Below are 22,078 nucleotides of genomic sequence, written 5' to 3'. Positions count from 1 at the left end.
TCACTGGAGTGCTATGAGCGTAAATCATCTACTACCCACGTATCTTTAATACCGCCGCCCTGCGAAGAATTCACCACCAATGAACCTGCTTGCATCGCGACACGAGTTAAGCCACCCGGTACAATTTCAGTTCGATATGGAGAACTCAGTACAAATGGACGCAAATCGATATGGCGTTCCGAAACACTTGCCTCACTTAGAGTGGGGCTAACAGATAAATTTAAAGTCGGCTGTGCAATATATAAATGTGGTACTGCGGCCACCTTATCTTTAAAACTATTTAATTCTTGTAAAGAGGCTTGCGGACCGATCAACATGCCGTATCCACCTGAACCCTGTGCTTCTTTTACCACCAATTTTTCGATATTCGACAGCACATAGTCTAAGTCGTTCTGCTCACGACATTGATAGGTCGGCACATTTTTCAGAATCGCTTGTTCGCCTAAGTAGAAATGAATCATTTTATCCACATAAGGATAAATCGATTTATCATCTGCTACGCCTGTTCCCGGTGCATTTGCAATGACCACATTATGTTGCATATACGCTGACATGAGCCCTGCTACGCCCAAAGTACTGTCAGGTTTGAAACATAATGGATCGAGGAAAGCATCATCCACACGACGATAAATTACATCAACCTGTTGTCGACCTTTGATGGTTTTCACATAAACCTTATCGTTTTCTACATAAAGGTCACGCGATGTCACTAAGGGTACATCCATCTCCCTTGCCAAAAAGGCATGTTCATAATACGCACTGTTAAAACGCCCTGGGGTTAAAACCACGATAAACGGGTTATCGACGTAGGCATTTTCTGCAAGAATTTCACGTAAAAGCTGCGGATACTGCTCAATCCCCATAATGTTGCTTTGCTGGCAAAGTTCAGGCATCAGTTTTTGACTGATCTTACGGCTTTCTAGCATATATGACACACCCGACGGTGTTCTAAGATTATCCTCAAGGACGTAAAATTCGCCTGATTGATCACGTATGATATCAATGCCACTGATTTGGCTATAAATTTTACCTTTTAGCCCATGCATATACATTTGTGGCAAATAGGCTTCATGCGTTAAGACTTGCATTTCAGGAATAATTCCTGCTTTTAAAATATCTTGTTGATGGTAGACATCATGTAAAAACAGATTGAGAGCTTTCACGCGCTGTGCGCAGCCCAGTGATAAATTATTCCATTCCATTCGTGCAATCACACGAGGAATAAGATCATAAGGAATAGTGCGTTCAATGCCTTCATCTTCGCCATACACTGTAAAGGTAATACCCTCATAGAGAAAATGTTGTTTTGCTACCTGATTTAGTTGTTTTAATTCATCAAGTGTATGCTGTGATAACCACTGCTCTATCCGTTGGCATGATTCTTTAGCTACCGTTTTGCTGTCGCGCATTTCATTAAAAAAATCCGAATTAAATTGATTAAACAGCGCATGTCCTCGAGCAAGAGGTAAATTTTTTAATGTAGAGACAGAAGTATTGACCAACTTTGCCTCATAACCCTCAATTCCATTTGAAGTTGTATTACGATTTTCTTTCAGCATAGCAACTCCATGTTTTTCTCATGTTTTATGAACTAGATAATGCAATATATATGCCATCAATAAATATGTTGCTTCTCTTTGATTATTTATGCATCATTTTTGCAAAGCGGTACAGCATGTAACTGCTCAAGTTGTGTCAAATTGCGTTATTAAAATCATCTTAGTTTTTTTCAGATGAAGACTTGCTTAACGCAGGAAGATTTCTTATTGTGTCCCACAGCATCATTTTATTTATTTAAGTTCAAGTTCAAGCACTAGATTATGTCTTCACAAGAAAAAGAAACGTCAAACAGCCTCTATCGTCAGTGGCAAATTCTTTCACGACTGTCCACAGGTAAGTGGATGGGTACTCGTGAATTACAAGAAATACTGAACCGTGAAGGCATTGATATCAGCCTACGCACCATTCAGCGTGACTTAAATCAAATTTCTCTACGTTTCCCAATTGAGAGCAGTAAAACAACGCCACAAGGCTGGCGTTGGCGTTCCGATGCACCGATTCAAAGCTTGCCACATATGACCAGCTCTCAGGCGGTCACCTTTATGATGGTTGAGGAACACCTAAAACATTTGCTTCCACCAAGCTTAATTGAAGAAATGAATCCTTGGTTTGACCTCGCACGTCGAAGTCTGTCGTCGCAAAATAATGTCCGTCAGTGGATTAACCGCGTGCGAATCGTGCCAGCTACTCAGCCATTGATTCCTCCTGTAGTTGAAAAAGCCGCACAACAATCGATTTATGAAGGCTTACTACAAGACAAACAACTTGAATGTCTGTATCAAGGTCGTGGACAACAAAGCGAAGAAAAGACCTATATTTTAAATCCACTGGCTTTGGTCCAAAAAGGTGCAATTATTTATTTGGTGTGCACACGTCATGACAAAACAGACATCCAAACCTTTGCTTTACATCGATTTAAATCAGCTACGGTCTTAAATTCACGTGCATTACACCCTGTCGATTTTGATATTGATGCCTATATTGACTCTGGAGCGCTTGGCTTCCGTGTAGACTTTAATAAACCTACAGAAATGATTCAGCTCAAATTAACCATGTCTGAAGCAGAGGCTGTTTATTTTGAAGAAAGTCAGCTAAGTAAAGATCAAGTGATTCAAAAAACCGAAGATGGCTCGGTTGAAGTTAGTGCAACAGTACCTTTTACCTCTCAATTAACATGGTGGCTGCGTAGTTTTGGTAAAAAGATTCAGAAAATTGAACCTGAAGAAGTCGCTATTGTTGTACAACAACGCAATGACTAAACCGATCTCAGACTTTCTGCTACCTGAAATGTTAAATTTGAGGTAGCAACTTTTATTTCATAATAAATATTTAGCACATAATTTTTTGCTTAGATTTTCACTTAAATTATCAACACATAAAAAAGTCCCAACGCTGGGACTGGATAATTTCTTAGAATATTTTTGTAATTTTAGTTGTTTAGGTCAAAGGAACTACAGCATAAGTATCTGCTGAATACCTTATGCCATAGCGCTAATTTCTCATGGCTATAATCAATTACTGACATAGGCAGGCTAGGTCGGCATTATTATAACGAATAGATTTCATAGTCATATTCAGCACCTCGTGTTTAGAAAGTAAAATCACTTTAACCTCCATTTTGCGTACTGTGAAATAACAAGAACCGCGCTACTTTTCACAAATTTTCTTAAAGAACATTCCTGCTTTTCTTATCTGATTTGGCTTTAAATGAAAATTTCATCCAACTTGAGTGCTGCTTTTTATAAATGCTACACTGAATCAACAAATTAAAGCTTGAGCATTGTGCATAAACTCGGCAAATTATGAGCAAATGAGCTGAATAAGATTTTTCAAAATATGGCCAGTCCAGCGCAAACTATTCGCCACAAGCTACTAAATACTTTTTTTTCTCGGCATTCCATTTGGTTTGCTTGTATTTTTATCTTCCTACTCATTTCGAGTTTTCATTTAGGTTATTCCCCGCATTATATTCAATATTTTATTCCACAAACCTTATTGAATAGTATCTGGGTCATTACTGGGCTTTTGAGTTTATTGGGTTTGTATGACGTCATACAAAACAAACATTCGATCTTAAAAAATTACCCCATCATGGGGCACTTTCGTTTTCTATTTGAAGAATTTCGACCTGAAATTCGCCAATATTTTATTGAATCTGATCAAGATGCACTGCCCTTTTCTCGTATGCAACGTAGCTTGGTCTATCAACGTGCAAAAAACCAAAATGCAGATAAACCATTTGGTTCAATTGTTGATGTTTACCAAAATGATTACCGCTTTATCAATCACTCCTTGTCACCTTGCATTCCTGCCATTCCTGAAACATTCCGTATTAACATCGGCAATGAGCAATGTAAGCAACCGTATAGCGCATCGATATTAAACATCTCTGCGATGAGCTTTGGTAGCTTAAGTGCCAATGCCATTCGTGCCTTAAACTTAGGCGCAAAAATGGGTAATTTCTACCATGACACCGGTGAAGGCAGTATTAGTCCTTATCATTTGGAAAATGGTGGCGACATTGTTTGGGAACTCGGTAGTGGTTACTTTGGCTGCCGTACGATTGATGGTCAATTCGACCCTGTACGTTTTGCTGAACAAGCCAAGCACCCTCAAGTCAAAATGATTGAGATCAAATTATCTCAAGGTGCAAAACCAGGCCATGGTGGCATTTTACCTAAAGACAAAATTTCCGAAGAGATTGCTCAAATCCGTGGTGTCAGCCGTGAACATGACTGTATCTCTCCATCTAGCCATCCTGCCTTTAGCACCCCTATTGAAATGATGCAATTTATTCAGCAATTGCGCGAACTGTCAGAAGGCAAACCTGTGGGTTTTAAACTGTGTATCGGGCAACCATGGCAATTTATGAGTATCGTAAAAGCCATGTTACATACAGGGATTACACCTGATTTTATCGTAGTGGATGGTTCTGAAGGTGGGACTGGCGCTGCGCCGATTGAATTGATCGATAATATGGGTACGCCACTGCGTGAAGGCCTACTCTTTGTTAATAACACCCTGATTGGTGCAGGCTTACGTTCAAAAATTAAAGTCGGTGCCAGTGGTAAAATTATTAGTGCTTTTGATATTGCCAGTACCATGGCAATTGGTGCAGATTGGGTGAACTCAGCTCGTGGCTTTATGTTTGCAGTCGGGTGTATTCAAGCTCAAAGCTGTCATACCAACCAATGTCCAGTTGGCGTTGCAACGCAGGACAAAGACCGTCAAAAAGCCATCCATGTTCCGACCAAAGCAGAGCGTGTTTTTAATTTCCACAAAAATACCTTGCATGGCTTATCTGAACTTATTGCCTCTGCGGGTTTACAACACCCGTCGGATATCCGTGCACACCATCTAGCACAGCGGATTAATAACCGCGAAATTAAAAACTATGCACAGCTGCATTTTTGGTTAAAAGATGGTGAGCTACTTAGTTGTGAAAATAAAGATGAAGAAAACTTCTATTTCCGTATGTGGAATATGGCTCATCTAGAAAAGTTCTGACCCCTACCCCATAAAAAAAGAGGCGACTACGCCTCTTTTTTTTTCGTCTAGATCCATCACACTGATTAAGGTAAGCTGTGCTCAATCGTCAATTAGTAACTGATGTTACGCAGTAACACCAGAAGCGCAATTTGATTCAAATAAAAGTACGATACGCGGCAACGTCATCCGCAAGTGTTTGAGGCAGGACGACATCTAATCAAAAAAGTTTTTGCGATAGTTTAAATAAGTAGATGCTAGTGAACGAGTTTTGTCGGTGAGGTGCATTGCACCGCAAGATGGTTTCCTTGCGAAGCTTTGCTTCTCATTTTGCCTAATGAGAAACAATGTTTCGTAAGAGTACCTCCAGCCGAAGGCTAATCCTTTTATTTAATCTCTAGATGTAAGACTCCGTCGAACAAAATTAAAAAATCATTTTAAAAATGCGTAATTACTTTTACGTGCGTAACATCAGTTAGTAATAAGACTTACTGTTGGATTGAGCATGCAAGAATGCCGGGATCAAACCTGTTAATGCAGCACGAATATCGGCACGTTCATTAATCAGCTGATGCGAACCTTCTTCAAGCATGAGAAGCGTCTGTAAACGAAATTTACGACGTATAAACTCAATGTTATAACGCCAATCTACAGTTTGATCTTGTGCGCCTTGCGCTAACCACACTGGAATACGGCACGCTGGGCGTTCCTCCATCTCCTGCATCCATTTTGACATGGCCAAAATCCAATCCATCCCCATCATTCGTGGTTGTAGAGGATCTTTTAAGCGGACAAAACGTAAAAACTCAGGGTTATGATTATTCCGTCTAAAATGACGTGGCACTTCACGTTTAATACGACGAATAATGCCTAATCCAACCGAGTTATGCCACCATGCCGTTTTTGCAGGACGAATCAGCGGAGATAATAATAAAACCCGTTCGACATAAGGGTTTTTGCGATGTTCAGCAAAATCTAACAGATGATGCAGCCAAATCGCTCCACCCGTGCTCTGCCCAATCCCTAACCATGGGGTTGGTAGTTGAGCCGCATGTTTCACATAACGATATACTGCTTCCAAAACTTGTTGGTAATGGTCAAAGTTTTGAATACTGGCTGGCGATCCATTACTTAGACCATGCCCCGGTAAATCATAGGTTAAAACACTAAAACCTTGATCTAAGAGTTCACGAATAATCGGCTGATATATTCCACTATGCTCTAAATAACCATGCAATAAAAATACAGTGCCTTTAATGACATCCGTTTCAGTTTTCAGTTTCGGTTGAAATACTTGTACATGTAATTTGAACAAAGGCATTTCTACATAGCCTTGCCAATGTTCACAGTTCAAGGCATCTAAACCATAAAGTCGTCTATAAGACTGTATTTCAACACTAGGCTCAAAAGGTCGATTTAAATTTAGAGGTTCTAATACTTGTGGGGTTAATTCTCGACTTGGAATAGGAAGATCTAATTGTTTAAGGATTGAAGGATTAAGAAATGGGATATCTGACATTATGGGACCTCCCGACAGTCACTTGAGCCAAACCAAACATCACGTAAGGTGGCTAATAATTCATAATTAGCACGACGACTATGGTCATAATTTTTTTCACTTGGTCGCCATGTAGTTAATGTTGTTGGCATAGGTGCAACAACAGGAATGGTTTCGATACCATTTAATGCAAATAAACGACGTGTTCGAGGCATATGATATTGGTCAGTGATTAAAATAACCGTCGGTGCCCCACCTTTTTTCTGTAAAAGCAACGAACTAAAACGCGAATTTTCGCAAGTATTCATACTGCGGTCTTCAAGCAATTTCGCATCGACATCATATTGCTTCAACCATGCTTGCATATACGGTGCTTCAACACCACTCAGTACAATCGGTAACTTATTGGCTCGTTCAACATCGAGTGTTTTTTCCAGTCGAAGTCGTGTGTAGTCATTCACTACGATATCTTTATCATTTTTATCTAAGGTTAAACCACCACCTAACACCACGATCGCATACGGCTCTGCGGTTGGCTGCTTCAGGGTTTTATCTTTCATTTTGGCAAGATCAAGATATGTTTCATCATCGATCGGTTCCGCTTCTGAAGCCGCTTGCTCAATTTCATGGGTTTTTAAGAACTCGGTATATTGAGTCATCAGTCCTTTATTTTCCGCACTATTGAGCTCAAGCAGCTCTTTCATTTTTTGAGCAGGATTTTCCGCCAATGCTTCAGAAGAAGCCGCCTCGGACGCAGAAGGATTCAGCAGAGGTACTTTCGGTATGTCCTTTTGACTATCATTCTTTTCTTTTTCATGTTCTTCTTCAATGAGCTGCTGTAACGCCTTATAACGTGCTTGTATAAGGGTTAAATCTTGAGGCTCATCAGACTGTATGGCTTGCTCCATGAGTTTTAAATACGCTTGGCGCGCTATCCATAAGTCAGAACCCGGCTCATAGTTATCATCATCACTCAAGGCGCCGAGTTTTTGACTTTGCGCTGCGAGCTGATTGACTTCTACAGGAACGAAATAATTTAAACTTTTAACGATCAATTTAGAATAAAACGGCGTATAGATAAAAATCATTAGACAGCCCAAAAGTACAAATAGCACTGCGGCAATTTGTACTAAGCGAACCATCCAATGTGTTTTATGCATAAATCTAAAACCTATGTGTTTTTATTGATCTGCGTGAGATCGAATCAAGCCATTTGTATCAAATAATACAGGCTCAGGATGTAGTTCAATATTAAATTTTTCAAAAACATCATGTTGTACAGCTTTGTAAGTTGTACGTACATCTTGCAGCGTGGCGTCCTGATAATTGACCAACACCAAAGCTTGCTTATGGAACATACCCACTGAACCCACAGATTTCCCTTTCCAACCTGCTTGGTCAATTAACCAGCCCGCTGCCAGTTTTACCGCATTATTCGGTTGTGGGTAATGGGGTAAATTGGGAAATTGCAGCGCAATTTGGTCAAAGGCTTGCTGGCTAATCACAGGATTTTTAAAGAAACTTCCGACATTTGGAAATTCTTTTGGATCTGGGAGTTTGGTTTGACGAATATGAATGACTTGTTGTTGTAGGTTTTCTGCACTTAAGTCTTCACCCACTGCCTGCTTTAAATCACCATAATTTAATTTTAAATCTGCATGTTTTAAAAGTTTAAACGTGACATGCGTAATAATAAAACGCTCTGTCTCATCTTTAAAAATACTATGGCGATATGAAAAATGACAATCGGCAGCGCTAATACTACTTTGCTGTTCTGTTACTCGGTCATAGACCTGTACAGATTCAATAAACTCACCCGCTTCAACACCATAAGCTCCAATATTTTGCACAGGTGAAGCACCGACTAAACCGGGTATCAATGCTAAATTTTGTAAGCCATAAAACTGGTGTGCCGTCGTCCATAGCACAAAGTCATGCCACACTTGCCCAGCACCCACTTTTAAAGTCTGTGTATCGGCATCGTCTTGTACATATTCAATACCTTGAATATCCATGTGCATCACTAAAGCATGTATTTGCTCAGGCAACAGCATATTACTGCCTCCTGAAAGTACCAATACATTTAATTGCTCAGCTTTGGCAAAGTCGAGCGCTGCTTGGATATCTTCTACCGATTGAACACGTACATAATGAGATGCTACAGCATCGAGGCTTAATGTATTAAATGGCTTAAGCTGAACCTGTGTTTGAATTTGCATTCTTAAACCTTAATTTTTTTGCTGTGCTTGTAACTGAGTTTTTAAATAATTGACCCAAGCCTGACTGCTAGATTCGCATTGATCTAATACATGTTCAAACCCTGCATCACCACCATAGTACGGATCTGGTACTTCTTGTTGCGGATATTGGTGATCATGTTGACTCATCAAAGACACTTGTGCACGTAGTTGACCGAATTGTTGCTGCGCCTTTTGCATGAGGTTTTGAATATTGTCTAAATTTTCGTAGTCCATGGCCAAAATCAAATCAAATTCAATAAAATCATGAACCGTTAACTGACGTGCGCGTAATGCAGATAAGTTATAGCCACGTAATTTTGCATGCTGTTGGCTACGTAGATCAGGCGCTTTGCCCGGATGATAATTGCTCGTACCCGCAGAATCGACGTGAACATTGAGTTGCGCTTCATCACAAAAATGTCTGAGAACCACTTCAGCCGTAGGTGAACGGCAAATATTTCCTAAACAAACACACAACACCTTATATGGCGTGCTGGATGACATAACAACCTCAAGACTACTTTTATTTCAAGCGTCTTATGTTAAGTTATTTACAGGATGAATCCTATATCAACACTCAAGAATAATGTTTATTTGGATATAAAAAATTAGGGATAAGCCAATGAGTCAATTTCAGTTTCAAACCGTCAGCAATATTATTTCAGGCTTAGGCTCTATTTCCCAACTGAGAGAGGTCCTAGGCGACTTTCAAGCCAAACGTGTCATGCTTGTGACCGACCCCGGTATGTTGCAACAACAATTACATTTACCCATTTTGGATATTTTAGAAAGTATCCATCAAGACTATGTAATTTATTCCAGTATTCAAGCTGACCCTGCAGAACATATAGTTTTGGATGCAGTTCAATTTGCCAAGAATGAAAAAGTAGATTTGATTATTGGTTTTGGCGGTGGCAGTTCAATGGATGTGGCTAAAATTATCGCGATCTTGGCTCATCCTAAGCAAACACAACAGATCAGTGATTTATATGGTGTTGCTAATGCAAAACGACCACGCTTACCGCTCATTTTGATCCCGACAACGGCAGGGACCGGCTCTGAAGTCACACCAATCTCTATCGTCACTACAGGTGAAACCACCAAAACAGGTATCGTCTCCCCTGTACTGTATGCCGATGTCTGTATCCTCGATGCGAACTTTACATTAAATCTTCCCGCACACATTACCGCAGCAACCGGTATCGATGCCATGGTGCATGCCATTGAAGCCTATACATCAAAAATTAAAAAAAATCCGTATGCGGATATGCTTGCTAAACAAGCTTTGCGTTTATTAAATAAAAATTTAGCGCTGGTTTTACACGACGGACATAACCTCGAAGCGCGTCAGCACATGCTGGTCGGTTCAATGCTTGCAGGTCAGGCCTTTGCTAATGCGCCAGTTGCAGCGGTGCATGCACTCGCCTATCCACTCGGTGGACACTTTCATCTCTCGCATGGTCATACCAATGCACTGGTTCTCGCTGAAGTGTTAAAGTTTAATGCACCTCAGGCCAAGCAGCATTATGCAGAACTCATGAGTTGGCTAGACCCATACAGTACGGGCTGTACCGATGGTTTATGTGATTTATTTATTGATCATATGCAAAATCATTTAGATCAGAGCGGTTTGGTGCTTAAACTCAGTCAACTCAATGTGCCTGAAAATATGCTCGATCGTTTAGCAGAAGATGCGCTATTACAAACACGACTATTACAAAATAATCCGCGAGAACTGCAGTTTGAAGACGCTCGCCAGATTTATCAATCGATCTATGCCTAAAGTTTACTCATTTTGAAATAAAGAAAATACCAACGATGAAACCTGAAACTAAACGCCGCCAAAACTATCGATTTTTATTTCCAATCCAAACCCGTTGGGCAGACAACGATATGTATGGTCATGTCAATAATGTCACCTATTACAGCTATTTTGATACCGCTGCAAATGCACTCTTGATTCAACATGTCGGTTTTGATTTGCAAAATACCCCGATCATTGGTTTAGTGGTCGATTCAGCCTGCAGCTTTTTACAAGAACTGTCCTATCCTGAAATCATTGAAGTTGGAGTTGCGATTGAAAAAATTGGTAATTCTTCACTGCGCTATGACTTAGCCATTTTTAAACAAGGACAAAATGAGGCTGCAGCTCAAGGACATTTCGTGCATGTATTTGTTGACCGCCAAACACGAAAAAGCACCTCGATACCCGAAGATATGCGAGATGCTTTAACTCAGTTTTTACTTTAATTTTTATATCCAGCTTAAAACTTATTTGAGCTGGATATTTTGCAACTCACCATCAAAGCTTTTGAGTAAGTCTTTCACAACAGGCTCAGCATGTAATAACTCATTTGCACGTGCAAACGCTTTTTCTTTGCGGACATGTTGTAAAGCATACGGTGTAGTTTCTTCGACATCTTCAAAGCTGATATGGAAACGACATTTTGACCATTGCGTATGAATGGCTTGTTCCAATACATGCTGTAATTGAGTCACTAAAGCTTCGTATCGCTTTGGAATATGGAAAGTCGATTCACCGTCAATCGTACCGCGCATAATGCCATGCTGCGCCAACTCTTGTACCGCAGGTGAAAGTTGGCTATTTCGGAACCAATACTCCCACTTTTCGACCGTCCACTCACCTTCAAGGGTTTGAGGCTGTAAAGTCAAAATATCTTGTGGCATCAAGGTAGAAGATGAACCCGTTTGAATAGCATCCGAAGAAACGGAACTTTGCGTAACTTGTGGTGATGCTAGATCAAAACCATTGTCGCCTTGAGCACCCGAAACTGATTCATTCACCACATGTTGTGGTTCAATGGCATTGATCAAATGTGGCTGAGCTGTTTCAGGCTCTACACTTTTTGACTCTAAAGCTGTTGGTTCTAAAGGTGCAATATCTTCAAAATTTATAGCGCTCACATCAACTTCTTCAGTTTCAGTACTCGGCGTCGGATCTAAATCAAATAATGTATCTTCTGCCACGGCATCCATAACAAGCGTGTCATTTTGCTGTGTCGATACAGATTCAACCGGTGCAACCTCTTGCGTATCTAGAGTGCCATTTGCTGTAGATGCTGTAGATGCTGTAGATGCTGTAGAAGTTTGGCTTATTGCGTCTTCTTCAGGATCATCTAAAAAATCATCAGATGAAGGTTCATCGACTGCAGGTGCAGAAACATAGCCATCATCGTCATCATAATGTGAATCATCAAAATCATCGAAAGCTGGCGATGTGTCTACAGCGGGTACAGCTTCAGGCTGCTCAACAGTGGCAACCTGTGCAGCAGACTCAACAACGGTATTGGGTTGCTGCAAAGACTGTGTTTGAGTCGGCTGAACTGTTTCGGCCTGATTTTGAGCGAGCTGTGGCTGTGCGGCTGACTCTTGCTGTACGGCAGAGACCAACATTTCGTTTGGCTGTAATGGTCGGAATGCTAATAGACGCAGCACACACATCTCAAAACCTTGCTCTTGCGTGACTGCCAACTGCAAGTCTGCCCGACCTTTGCATGCGACTTGATAATACAACTGCAAATCTTGAGCTGAAATCAACTGCGACAATTGCATAATTTTTTGATTGATCTCAGCGCTATATTTCAACGCTAAGTCTGGCAAGTATTGTAATAATGCCAGTTCATGTAACGTTGAAATCAACTGATCTAATACCAGCGAAACATCCAGCGCTTGTTGACGGAATTGCATGAGTAAAGCACTCACGCGTTCACGCTGATTTTGATGAATGGCTAAAATCAAATCATAAATGATCGTACGGTCAATTAGGCCCAACATGTCTTTAACATCTTGGTGCTGAATTGAACCCTGACCATAGGCAATCGCTTGATCAGTTAGTGACAATGCATCACGCAGTGAACCTTGAGCCGATTCAGCAATTTGCCAAATCGCATCTTGCTCCGCTTGAATTTGTTCTTTTTGTAAGATATCTGTCAAATGCGATGTGATTTCATCCACCGCTAAAGGACGCAAAGTAAATTGCAGACAACGTGAAATTACAGTAATCGGTAATTTTTGTGGATCTGTAGTAGCAAATAAGAACTTCACATGCTCTGGCGGTTCTTCCAACGTCTTTAATAACGCATTAAATGAATGCGTAGAGAGCATATGCACTTCATCGATCAGATAAACCTTGAAGCGACCTTGGGTTGGTGCATAAGGAACGTTGTCGAGAAGTTCTCGGGTATCTTCAACTTTGGTCCGTGATGCCGCATCGATTTCAATTAAATCAATAAAACGACCTTCATTTACCGCTTTACACGTTGGGCAGACTTCACACGGCGTTGAGGTTACACCTGTTTCACAGTTCAGACATTTTGCCAAAATACGGGCAATGGTGGTTTTACCCACGCCACGAGTACCTGTAAATAAATACGCATGATGTAACCGACCACGTTCTAAGGCACTGGTAAGTGCGCGTGACACATGGTTTTGTCCCACGAGTTCAATAAAATTTCGTGGACGGTATTTTCGTGCAAGTACTTGATACATGTATGCTCCTTTTTACAGGTGTAAGCATACTGTTTTTTTGTCTAATAGTGAAATAAATGGCAGAGTTTGGACAATAAAAATCCGATCTTGAGCTATCACAATGATCAGGCAAATTTAATATAAATTACGAATGCTTAAACTGCTTTATTTAAAAGGAAATCACTCTGCATTTGATAGCGTTTCGCCGTCTGGTCTTCACGAATTTCTAGCAATTGCTGATCCAAATCTACATACAAAAGATTGCGCGTTTGCACATTCATGAGTTCTAGCTGCTGCTTTGATTCATCTTTAAAACGAATTACACCTTTTAGCACTTCTACTTCGTTATGACCACTTAGACTTTCACGAGTAAGTGTATAGGTTTGGTCTTCATGTAGCTCAAGAGCCACAGCCATACCGGGACAATCTTCACAACGAGAAAGACAGCCCATACACGGCGTTGTACCTTTAAAATCACCCACCCATGCAGCTTGCTGTTTTTCGGCAGTAATCGCTTCTATCTCTTTTGCTTTCGTTTGAGTTGAATCCTGACAACCCAACATTGCCGATGTTGCGACTAAGGGAATCAAAACAACTTTTTTCATAGGGATATCACAGCAGTCTAAAGCTGCGAGGGAAAATAGCATATTTTTCACATTTCCCCAATTTCTGTTCTATTCCGAAGTATCTTAAATCCAGCCTTTACGCCCTTTTAATACTTTATCTGCACAGCGTAAGGTTTCTTGAGTTAGGCCCCATAAGCGATAATCGCCGGTGATTGAACCCGTCGCAAAGTTATGTGTATAAGCAAAACTTAAATCACGCTGCGGATCACACCAAGCCCCAGAACCATTAAAACCAATATGTCCAAAACCTTGACTCGATTTGCCTAAAGTTAAAATTCGATGATATCCCAAACGCCAATTCATCGGTAAAGGCATAATACGATCACGCTTTTTATATTGAATTTTACTTAAAGATTCAAAAACTTGTGGTGTGATTAAGGTCTGTCCTTGCCACTGACCATGATTGGCTAGCATTGCATAGATTTTCGCTAAACTATTGGCACTAAATACGCCTGTTGCCGCAGGAATAATGGCTTGCAAACCCTCATCACTAAAAAATGAAAACTTGCGCATTCCTTTTGGAATCATACCATCTTGAAAGTCTTGCAAATTTTGTCCCGAAAGTTGCAGAAGCTGATCAAAGATTGATGGTTTTCGTGTCTCTGTCTTTTTTTTCGTTGTCTGCACTTGGGTATTCTCTTGTACAGTTGTATCTACAGCACGTTCTAATTTTTTCTTTTTCGGAATCAAGCGGGCAACCTCACTGAGTTGATGCTCTGGTACACCAAAAAAAGCATGATCCAACTCTAAAGGTTCAACCAAATACTGTTGCATCAATTCTGTAAGCGGTCGACCTGTAGCGTTTTCAAGTACACCACCGACTTGCCAACCAAAGGTTAACGGTTGATATGCTGCATCAGTTAATGGCTCAAAACGTGGCTTAGCTTGTGCGATGACTTTAAGCATATGTGGCCAATCAGCCATTTCAGATGCTGTTTCGATGATATTACGGATATCGTATAAACCACTCTGATGACTCAGCATGTGCCTTAATGTGATATCCGACTTACCATTTTGAGCAAACTCCGGCCAATATGTTGCAACGGGAGTATCGTAATCAAGAAAGCCTTCGCTCACTAAAATATGTGCTAGCGTTGCAAGTACGCCTTTACCCGTGGAATAACAGACTGAGGGTGTATTGGCCTGCCAAGCTTCTTCGGCTGACTTTTTACCAGTCCAAATATCCACGACTTTTTGACCTTTAAAATACACCATTAAGGCGGCTCCGCCTAAGTGGGTTCGAGCATCCTGCATACGGCTAAATTGCGCCGCCAAATCTTGAAACGCCTCGTCAACCGTACCTTGATAATTATTCTTCTGTGCAAATAGATATTCTTTGAGCGCCTGCATCATCATTCCTTTGAATATGAATCGCTTGAGATTAAAACAAAAAAGCCTAAACCGATATCGATTTAGGCTTAAGTCTTACAGTGCTTTCACACTTCCCGCGACATGCGGTTTTTTGTTTTTGCTATTTCGAATTGCAAACTCGGTATCTTGTCCAGTTTGAGCCGTTAAAAACTCAACTTGTGATGGGAGATACATCGGCAGTTTAAACCAGACATCTGCTTCATAGGCATCTGGCAAAGTTAAGCTCGACAAGGCTTTGGCTTTACTCCACATACCATGTGCAATGGCTTGTTTAAAACCAAACGCTTTAGCGGTTACAGCATGAATATGAATCAAGTTAAAGTCACCAGAAGTCAACGCATAACGGCGACCGGTATTTTCAGAAACATTCCATTCAGCTTGAACTTGCAACTCTGCTGGCTTTGTTTCGGTAGATTTTGCCGCAGCTTTGTTCTCAGTTTTTTGACGTGCTAAATACGTGGTTAATGATTCTACAACCACTTCATCGCCCACTTTTGCAGTGGTAATAAAGTCAAATTGCACGCCTTTATCATGTGGCTGTAATTCACCAAATTTGCATGACAATGACAGTGTTTCATTCACACCAACTTTGCGATATTGCTTCACTTGGTTACGAATATGTACCAAACCTAAGATCGCAAATGGAAAAGCTTCCGTAGTCATCATATGCATTTGCAAACTTTGAGAAAGCACAGCCAAATAAATCGCTGGGATATAACCATTGTTTTTAAAGCCACAGACTTCGTTATAAGCTTTTAAATGTTTTTGATCGACCTTAAATGAATCCACCACATATTCAACTTGCGGCAGCACTTTTTCAGCTTTAGGCTTTTTAAAAATCAAGCCTTGAATCACTTTTGGATAGGCTAAATAAGGTTTTGGAAGTTGACTAAAATGGTGAGTATTCATACTAAACCTTTGGAAGTTTTTATTTCAATGTTTTAAAAGCATCTTCTCTTGCGCCATATATAGCTCAAGGAGAAGGCTAGAATGAGGGTTAGACCCATTCATTTATAGCAAATTTTTACCTCTCCCTAGCCCTCTCCTAAAAGGAGAGGAAATTTTAAGAGGAATGTATTAAGCCCCTAACAAGCTTTGACCACACACACGTACCACGTTACCGTTCAAGCCAGTCGACGCAGTTGAAGCAAACATCGCAATCGTTTCTGCAACATCTACAGGTAAACCGCCTTGACTCATCGAGTTCATGCGACGACCTGCTTCACGGATTGCAAATGGAATCGCAGCAGTCATTTGCGTTTCAATAAAGCCTGGAGCAACCGCATTAATGGTTACACCATTTTTCAATAATGGAGCAGTAAATTTAACCACACCAATTACACCTGCTTTAGAAGCAGCATAGTTGGTTTGACCTAAGTTACCTGCAATACCTGAAATAGAAGATACGCAAACAATACGACCATTTGCATTGAAGCCATCATTTTCAAGAAGGTAATCATTTACACGCTCAATCGCAGACAAGTTAATGTTAATCACCAAATCCCAAAGCTCAGGCTTCATATTGGCCAAAGTTTTGTCACGGGTAATTCCGGCATTGTGCACGATGATATCCAAACCACCTTGAGCAGCTGCCGCAGCTTTGATTTTTTCACCGGCATCGCTTGCAGTAATATCAATCGCGAGCGTAGAACCGCCAATTTCACCTGCAACACGGTCAAGGTCAGCTTGCTGCTGTGGAACGTCTAAACAAATGACATGCGCGCCATCACGTGACAATACATGTGCAATTGCTTCACCAATACCACGGCTTGCACCTGTTACTACAGCTGTTTTGCCTGCAAGCGGTTTATTCCAGTCAACATCCACAACATCTGCTTTCGAAACACGAATCACCTGACCCGATACATAAGCTGAACGTGGTGAAATCACAAAACGTAATGCAGATTCTAAGTTTGCTTCAGCACCTTCGTCCACATAGACTAACTGTGCAGCAATCCCTTTCTTAAACTCTTTACCGACTGATTTTACAAAACCTTCTAGTGCACGTTGTGCAATGGCTTGTTTTACAGTTTTCGCAGTTTCTGGTGTTGTACCAACAACGACAACGCGACCAGACGCCTGAATTTGACGCGCGATTGGGTTAAAAAATGCATATAAGGCATGCAGTTGTTCTGAGTTTTGAATACCGGAAGCATCAAATACCACAACTTTAAACTTAGACTCTTTATCGCCTTCGTTAAATGCGCTTAAGTTTAGACCTGATTTTGCCGCAGCTTGTTGTAATTCAGCATTATTGCCTGCATAGCTATTGGCATGAATATTTGCCAAAACTTGTGCAATAGCACCAGACAATGTTGAAGCAGGCGCTGCACCGAATAAAACCGCACCTTTAACTACAGGTGTTGCAGACTCAAAACGCTCTAAAAAAGTCGGTGATGGTAAACCTAAATTTTTGATGACAAATTTACCAATAGGAGATTTTGCAAATGTTTGGTATTGATCAGTCATGTTTATTATCTCTCATACAGATTAATTTTTGATGGATCTGAAGATATCCCTTTAACTTCAAGATGATGTCAGATACTTATATTTCAATAGTTCCATCAGTTTCCATGGAATCATACTTGAGTTAAACCGCAGATGGCTTGACCTGAATGCTTTAGCGAATGTCATTTTAGTCAATTTACCCCTTTGGTGAATATGCTAATGTAGCCGTCAAGAAGATCATCAACATGCTTGGAAAAGCCTTATGAGCAAAACAACTCAAGAAAATCCAGCAGTCGAAAGTCCGACTACGGAAACTGTGTCAAATACATCAAAGAGTACGCCACGTACCGCTAAAAGTACGGGCACAGCAACCAAGTCTACAAGTGATGTCGCTAAAACGAGCCGTCCTCGTCGTGCATCTACACGTACTAAGACACCCGCTTCAAACCCTAAAACAGCTTTAAAATCAACAACTCAAACGTCTGTTCAACAGGATAATACCATGAGTCAAAACACAGTTCGCCGCGTTGCTATTATCGGTGGTAATCGTATTCCTTTCGCTCGTTCTAACGGCGCTTACTTCACTGCATCAAACAGCGATATGTTCACCGCTGCATTAAATGGTCTTGTTGAACGTTTCAACCTTCAAGGTCAACGCCTTGGTGAAGTTGTTGCTGGTGCCGTGTTAAAACATAGTCGTGACTTTAACATGACCCGTGAGTGTGTACTCAATACCGAACTTGCTCCTGAAACACCTGCTTACGATATTCAACAAGCATGTGGTACAGGTTTACAAGCAGCTTTCTTGGTTGCTAACAAAATCGCATTGGGTCAAATCGAAGTGGGTATTGCTGGTGGTGTAGATACAACCTCTGATGCACCAATCGCTTTTGGTGATGGCCTACGTAAAGCTTTACTTGAATTGAACATTGCAAAAACGGGTAAAGACCGCCTAAAAGCATTAACTAAAATTAATGTTAAAGATTTGATGGATGCGCCGAAAAACGGTGAACCACGTACAGGTCTTTCTATGGGTGACCATCAAGCAATTACAACGCTTGAATGGGGTATCTCTCGTGAAGCGCAAGATGAACTTGCTGCATCTTCACATCAAAAAATGGCAGCTGCATATGAAGAAGGTTTCTTCGATGACCTGATTACGCCATTCCTTGGTTTAGAGCGTGACAACAATTTACGTGCAGACTCATCAGTAGAAAAACTAGCGAAGTTAAAACCAGCATTTGGTAAAGGCGATGCGCGTACCATGACTGCGGGTAACTCGACTCCACTGACTGATGGTGCGTCATGTGTCCTTCTTGCCTCTGAAGAATGGGCAAAAGCAAACGGTCACGAAGTTCTTGCTTATTTAACTTTCCAAGAAACAGCGGCGGTTGATTTTGTAGAGAAAAAAGAAGGCTTATTGATGGCGCCTGCGTATGCAGTGCCTCGTATGCTTGAACGTGCAGGTATTACGCTACAAGATTTCGATTACTATGAAATTCATGAAGCGTTTGCATCTCAAGTATTATCTACACTAAAAGCGTGGGAAGATCCTAAATTCTGTAAAGAACGTTTAGGCTTAGATGCCCCATTGGGTTCAATTGATCGTTCTAAATTGAACGTGAAAGGTTCATCTCTTGCTGCAGGTCACCCATTTGCTGCAACAGGTGGTCGTATTATTGCGACTGCTGCAAAATTGCTGAACCAAAAAGGTTCAGGTCGCGTTCTTGTTTCGATCTGTGCTGCAGGTGGTCAAGGTGTGACAGCAATTATTGAAAAATAAGTTTCTCATATTTAAAAAAAGCACCTCAAATGAGGTGCTTTTTAATGCTTCAATGCGAAACATTACTTCGGTAATGGATTATTTTTAAAGTATTCATCCACTTTATTCCAAGGTGTTTTTGAAGCTACACCATTCAAAATGTTTTGGCTAATCCCTTGGCATAACTCTGAATCTGGACGTGTATGGAAGCTGTTTAAATTCGGATCCATATAAGGTAAAGAACCTGGCTGACGCTGGAAATAGAAATTTAGGTTATCCATCATTGCTTCAAAGCCCCAGCCTTCCATAGCCCAAGCGCTGTTGTGTCCGCCCCAATGATGCCCAAATTCATGTGCAACAATTCGATAGCCAGATTGTCTATAATGACCGTAATAAATCCATCCATCTACACCAAGTACCTTACCGCCGCCAAGCCCACCACCCATGTTGGTAACACCAAGGCTAATCTGCCCACGGTTTAAAATACTATTATAAATATTTTTATAATCTTCAGCTTTGAAGTAACCATTAGTCCCCTCTACACGGCCTGCATTACCAAAGAAGTCATGCCCCATTGCAGCCTTATGATTAAACCACAGTGTTTCAAACTCTGGGGTACTGATCATATAGGCAAAGTTAGTCATCATAATGACCCATTCACGCGCATACAACGGTGTAATACGGCACCACTTCGAATCGCTTTCAGCGATTGTACGTACCAAAGGTCAGTTTCCACTGTGCTTTAATCGTATTTAGCTTCTGAACGTGTGTATCTGAATCTGAGGTGATTTTAACTTCTTCAAAGAGTTCAACAGGCACTTCACTAAAATTGCTTAGACCTTCAATACGTGCCGAACCAATTTTATTAACCAAATTAAATCCAGCATTTTTATCAATGGTCAAATTGAGCTTGCTTGTAGAAAACGGTGTCAAACGATCTAGCGTCGCAATTTCAACCCATTGCTCACTTTGACGCAGCTTGCCAACAATTTTTAAATTATTCACTTCTGCTGCACTGTAGCTTTGCAAATTAATACCGCTGCCGGTAAAGGAAGCCGATAATATTTTATTGACAGGGATATTACGCAACGTGGTATTGGTTAATGTTGCCCAGCTTTCTCCATCTTGCAGCATACGGGTTTGTTCAGTCGCTTTCGACTCGAGCAAGTTAGTTGATGCGACTGGTGTATCTGAGATCACTTGCTTAATTTTACGCAGCGGCAATGCAATAATTTTTTGATTTGACAGTGTATAAATAACATCGCCATATACCGTTAAATCTAAAGATTTAGGTAAATTTTGACCATTCTGTCCCGCCAAACGGTACTGCTGTACATTATCTACTACGCTACTTGGCAACGCAGTCGTCAAGCTTGCTAGATTATTTTTAAATAGCTGACAATTTTTCCACTCGGCTGCGCTGCATAGAGCAAGTTGTCCGTTGCACTATGTACCACGGTTGCGACTGAGTTTTGCGTTTTATCTGGCTGAACAAATGATTCTATATCTAGGGCTTCATGAATATTTTTAATGTTATAGACATAGGTATGACCATTCGTTGTTGTGGCATATAGCTGATCACCAATAATTTCTAAACGCGGTACACAACCAGAGCCACAGCTTTGCAATGCAAGGCGGCTAAACTTTCTTAAAGCAGCACTGGATTTGCCATTCACCGTTTCCTGAGTCCAGACATTGATACGGTTTAAGTTATCCGCGACAAAAACATATTGATCATTTGCGATGACTGCACTTGGATTAGTCATCGCATAAAACGGCTGACCCCCGTTTGTAGACCCAGTACCTAAAGACCCAAAATAGGCAGGTGCAGTTCCTAAAATATCAAAAATATCTGCGCGATGGCTGCCTGATGACGATACATAAAGACGATTGCCTGCGATGTATATATCGCTAATATCCGCCCATAATTTTCCTGTATTGCCAAAAGCACTTGCTGCGGAAATTGAACTGAGAACTGTCTTATTTTTTAAATCATAACGCAGAATTTCTACTGTCGGCTGATTGTTTGCAATATATAAAATGTCGCCGCCGCGCTGAATGGCTGTTGGACTCCGTGATGCTAAAGAAAATGTTGAAGCATTTAACTCTGAAGCCACATCAGCTAAACGGATGCCGTTAGCTAAATTAATTTGACCCTGATTCTGTGTAGATTCTGTTGGAGCAGTTGATTGTCCAGACTCACCACCACCTCCACCACACCCCGTCATTATGAGTGCAACCACTACTGCTAATGCACGTAATTTCACCCAAACACCGCTAAAAAATAAAATACAAATAATCAATATCTTATAATTCAAAAAACGATATTTACCTAATCATTAAACTGGGATCAGGTTCAATATTGAGTGATGTTATTAGTATATTTTTCACATTAACAACGCAGAGATGGTCATGTAATACATTTTTTATAGGTAAAATTCTATTTATTTCCCGATAATTAAACTTAAATAGAAACAATTCCTCAATGGAAGTAATACACCCGCTAAAAACAAAGACTAAAAGGTTTTTTAAGCTATCCGATGTAGGTTGCTGTACCTCAGTCCAAAGTAGAACTTATAAAAGGTTCTGGCCCTATACA

General features: G+C 40.7%; 17 protein-coding genes and 1 pseudogene. 5 read left to right on the top strand and 13 right to left on the bottom strand.

Features of this window, described 5'->3' with window-relative positions; translation table 11 throughout:
* Positions 1-11: 11 nt before the first annotated feature.
* Positions 12-1,445 (bottom strand): annotated as a pseudogene (locus tag FTV50_RS03330) (circularly permuted type 2 ATP-grasp protein); the annotation flags it as partial.
* Between the two features lie 375 nt (positions 1,446-1,820).
* Here FTV50_RS03330 and FTV50_RS03325 point away from each other — a divergent pair.
* Positions 1,821-2,819: a YafY family protein gene (locus tag FTV50_RS03325; protein ID WP_180023497.1), complete on the top strand. Its 999-nt coding sequence runs from the start codon at positions 1,821-1,823 to the stop codon at positions 2,817-2,819.
* A gap of 577 nt (positions 2,820-3,396) precedes the next feature.
* Entirely contained in the window at positions 3,397-5,067 is a 1,671-nt protein-coding gene (locus tag FTV50_RS03320) for an FMN-binding glutamate synthase family protein (RefSeq protein ID WP_180023496.1), read from the top strand.
* A 454-nt stretch (positions 5,068-5,521) separates the two neighbouring features.
* Here the strand turns inward: FTV50_RS03320 and FTV50_RS03315 are convergent, their stop codons facing one another.
* Genes FTV50_RS03315 through FTV50_RS03300 form a run of 4 tightly spaced genes read right to left on the bottom strand, consistent with a single transcriptional unit; the run spans position 5,522 to position 9,288 of the window.
* The gene (locus FTV50_RS03315; protein ID WP_180007903.1) at positions 5,522-6,565 is read right to left on the bottom strand and encodes an alpha/beta hydrolase; all 1,044 of its coding nucleotides are present in this window, start codon (positions 6,563-6,565) and stop codon (positions 5,522-5,524) included.
* Positions 6,565-7,704, bottom strand: a complete 1,140-nt coding sequence (locus FTV50_RS03310) for a YdcF family protein (RefSeq protein WP_078188595.1) — start codon at positions 7,702-7,704, stop codon at positions 6,565-6,567. The genes FTV50_RS03315 and FTV50_RS03310 overlap by 1 nt, the downstream gene beginning before the upstream one ends.
* Before the next feature lie 21 nt (positions 7,705-7,725).
* Positions 7,726-8,763, bottom strand: coding sequence for a UDP-N-acetylmuramate dehydrogenase (gene murB / locus FTV50_RS03305; protein ID WP_180023495.1), 1,038 nt, complete (start codon positions 8,761-8,763; stop codon positions 7,726-7,728).
* 9 nt (positions 8,764-8,772) lie between these two features.
* A complete protein-coding gene (locus tag FTV50_RS03300) occupies positions 8,773-9,288 on the bottom strand; it encodes a low molecular weight protein-tyrosine-phosphatase (RefSeq protein ID WP_078193981.1) in 516 nt (171 codons plus the stop codon).
* 118 nt (positions 9,289-9,406) lie between these two features.
* Between FTV50_RS03300 and FTV50_RS03295 the strand changes: the two genes are divergently transcribed.
* Complete coding sequence (locus FTV50_RS03295) at positions 9,407-10,567, top strand: iron-containing alcohol dehydrogenase (protein ID WP_078193982.1); 1,161 nt, start codon at positions 9,407-9,409, stop codon at positions 10,565-10,567.
* A gap of 35 nt (positions 10,568-10,602) precedes the next feature.
* Entirely contained in the window at positions 10,603-11,034 is a 432-nt protein-coding gene (locus FTV50_RS03290) for a thioesterase family protein (protein WP_180023494.1), read from the top strand.
* A 21-nt stretch (positions 11,035-11,055) separates the two neighbouring features.
* Here the strand turns inward: FTV50_RS03290 and dnaX are convergent, their stop codons facing one another.
* The 5 genes from dnaX to FTV50_RS03265 all read right to left on the bottom strand — a co-directional run bounded on the left by dnaX (position 11,056) and on the right by FTV50_RS03265 (position 17,738).
* Positions 11,056-13,293, bottom strand: coding sequence for a DNA polymerase III subunit gamma/tau (gene dnaX / locus FTV50_RS03285; protein ID WP_180023493.1), 2,238 nt, complete (start codon positions 13,291-13,293; stop codon positions 11,056-11,058).
* A gap of 134 nt (positions 13,294-13,427) precedes the next feature.
* Entirely contained in the window at positions 13,428-13,877 is a 450-nt protein-coding gene (locus FTV50_RS03280; RefSeq protein WP_180023492.1) for a copper resistance protein NlpE N-terminal domain-containing protein, read from the bottom strand.
* Positions 13,878-13,961: 84 nt separating this feature from the next.
* Positions 13,962-15,248 carry a serine hydrolase gene (locus FTV50_RS03275; RefSeq protein WP_180023491.1) on the bottom strand — a complete coding sequence of 429 codons (1,287 nt, stop codon included), beginning with the start codon at positions 15,246-15,248 and terminating at the stop codon, positions 13,962-13,964.
* A 75-nt stretch (positions 15,249-15,323) separates the two neighbouring features.
* Positions 15,324-16,178 carry a MaoC/PaaZ C-terminal domain-containing protein gene (locus FTV50_RS03270; protein WP_180023490.1) on the bottom strand — a complete coding sequence of 285 codons (855 nt, stop codon included), beginning with the start codon at positions 16,176-16,178 and terminating at the stop codon, positions 15,324-15,326.
* A 168-nt stretch (positions 16,179-16,346) separates the two neighbouring features.
* Positions 16,347-17,738 (bottom strand): 3-oxoacyl-ACP reductase, encoded by a 1,392-nt coding sequence (locus tag FTV50_RS03265; protein WP_180007894.1) that lies wholly within the window; start codon positions 17,736-17,738, stop codon positions 16,347-16,349.
* 241 nt (positions 17,739-17,979) lie between these two features.
* Here FTV50_RS03265 and FTV50_RS03260 point away from each other — a divergent pair, with 241 nt between their 5' ends.
* A complete protein-coding gene (locus FTV50_RS03260; RefSeq protein WP_180023489.1) occupies positions 17,980-19,500 on the top strand; it encodes an acetyl-CoA C-acetyltransferase in 1,521 nt (506 codons plus the stop codon).
* A gap of 62 nt (positions 19,501-19,562) precedes the next feature.
* Here the strand turns inward: FTV50_RS03260 and FTV50_RS16655 are convergent, their stop codons facing one another.
* From FTV50_RS16655 to FTV50_RS16645, 3 genes are read right to left on the bottom strand one after another with little or no spacing between them, the layout of a single operon-like run.
* Positions 19,563-20,201, bottom strand: coding sequence for a hypothetical protein (locus FTV50_RS16655; protein WP_257223846.1), 639 nt, complete (start codon positions 20,199-20,201; stop codon positions 19,563-19,565).
* Complete coding sequence (locus FTV50_RS16650; RefSeq protein ID WP_257223844.1) at positions 20,182-20,838, bottom strand: hypothetical protein; 657 nt, start codon at positions 20,836-20,838, stop codon at positions 20,182-20,184. The genes FTV50_RS16655 and FTV50_RS16650 overlap by 20 nt, the downstream gene beginning before the upstream one ends.
* 17 nt (positions 20,839-20,855) lie before the next feature.
* The gene (locus FTV50_RS16645) at positions 20,856-21,746 is read right to left on the bottom strand and encodes a hypothetical protein (RefSeq protein WP_257223843.1); all 891 of its coding nucleotides are present in this window, start codon (positions 21,744-21,746) and stop codon (positions 20,856-20,858) included.
* Positions 21,747-22,078: the final 332 nt, after the last annotated feature.

It is taken from the genome of Acinetobacter sp. YH1901134, assembly GCF_013416965.1.
Classification (GTDB): domain Bacteria; phylum Pseudomonadota; class Gammaproteobacteria; order Pseudomonadales; family Moraxellaceae; genus Acinetobacter; species Acinetobacter amyesii.
The sequence above is the reverse complement of the archived record's forward strand: the minus strand, read 5'-3'. Positions and strand labels throughout refer to the sequence as shown.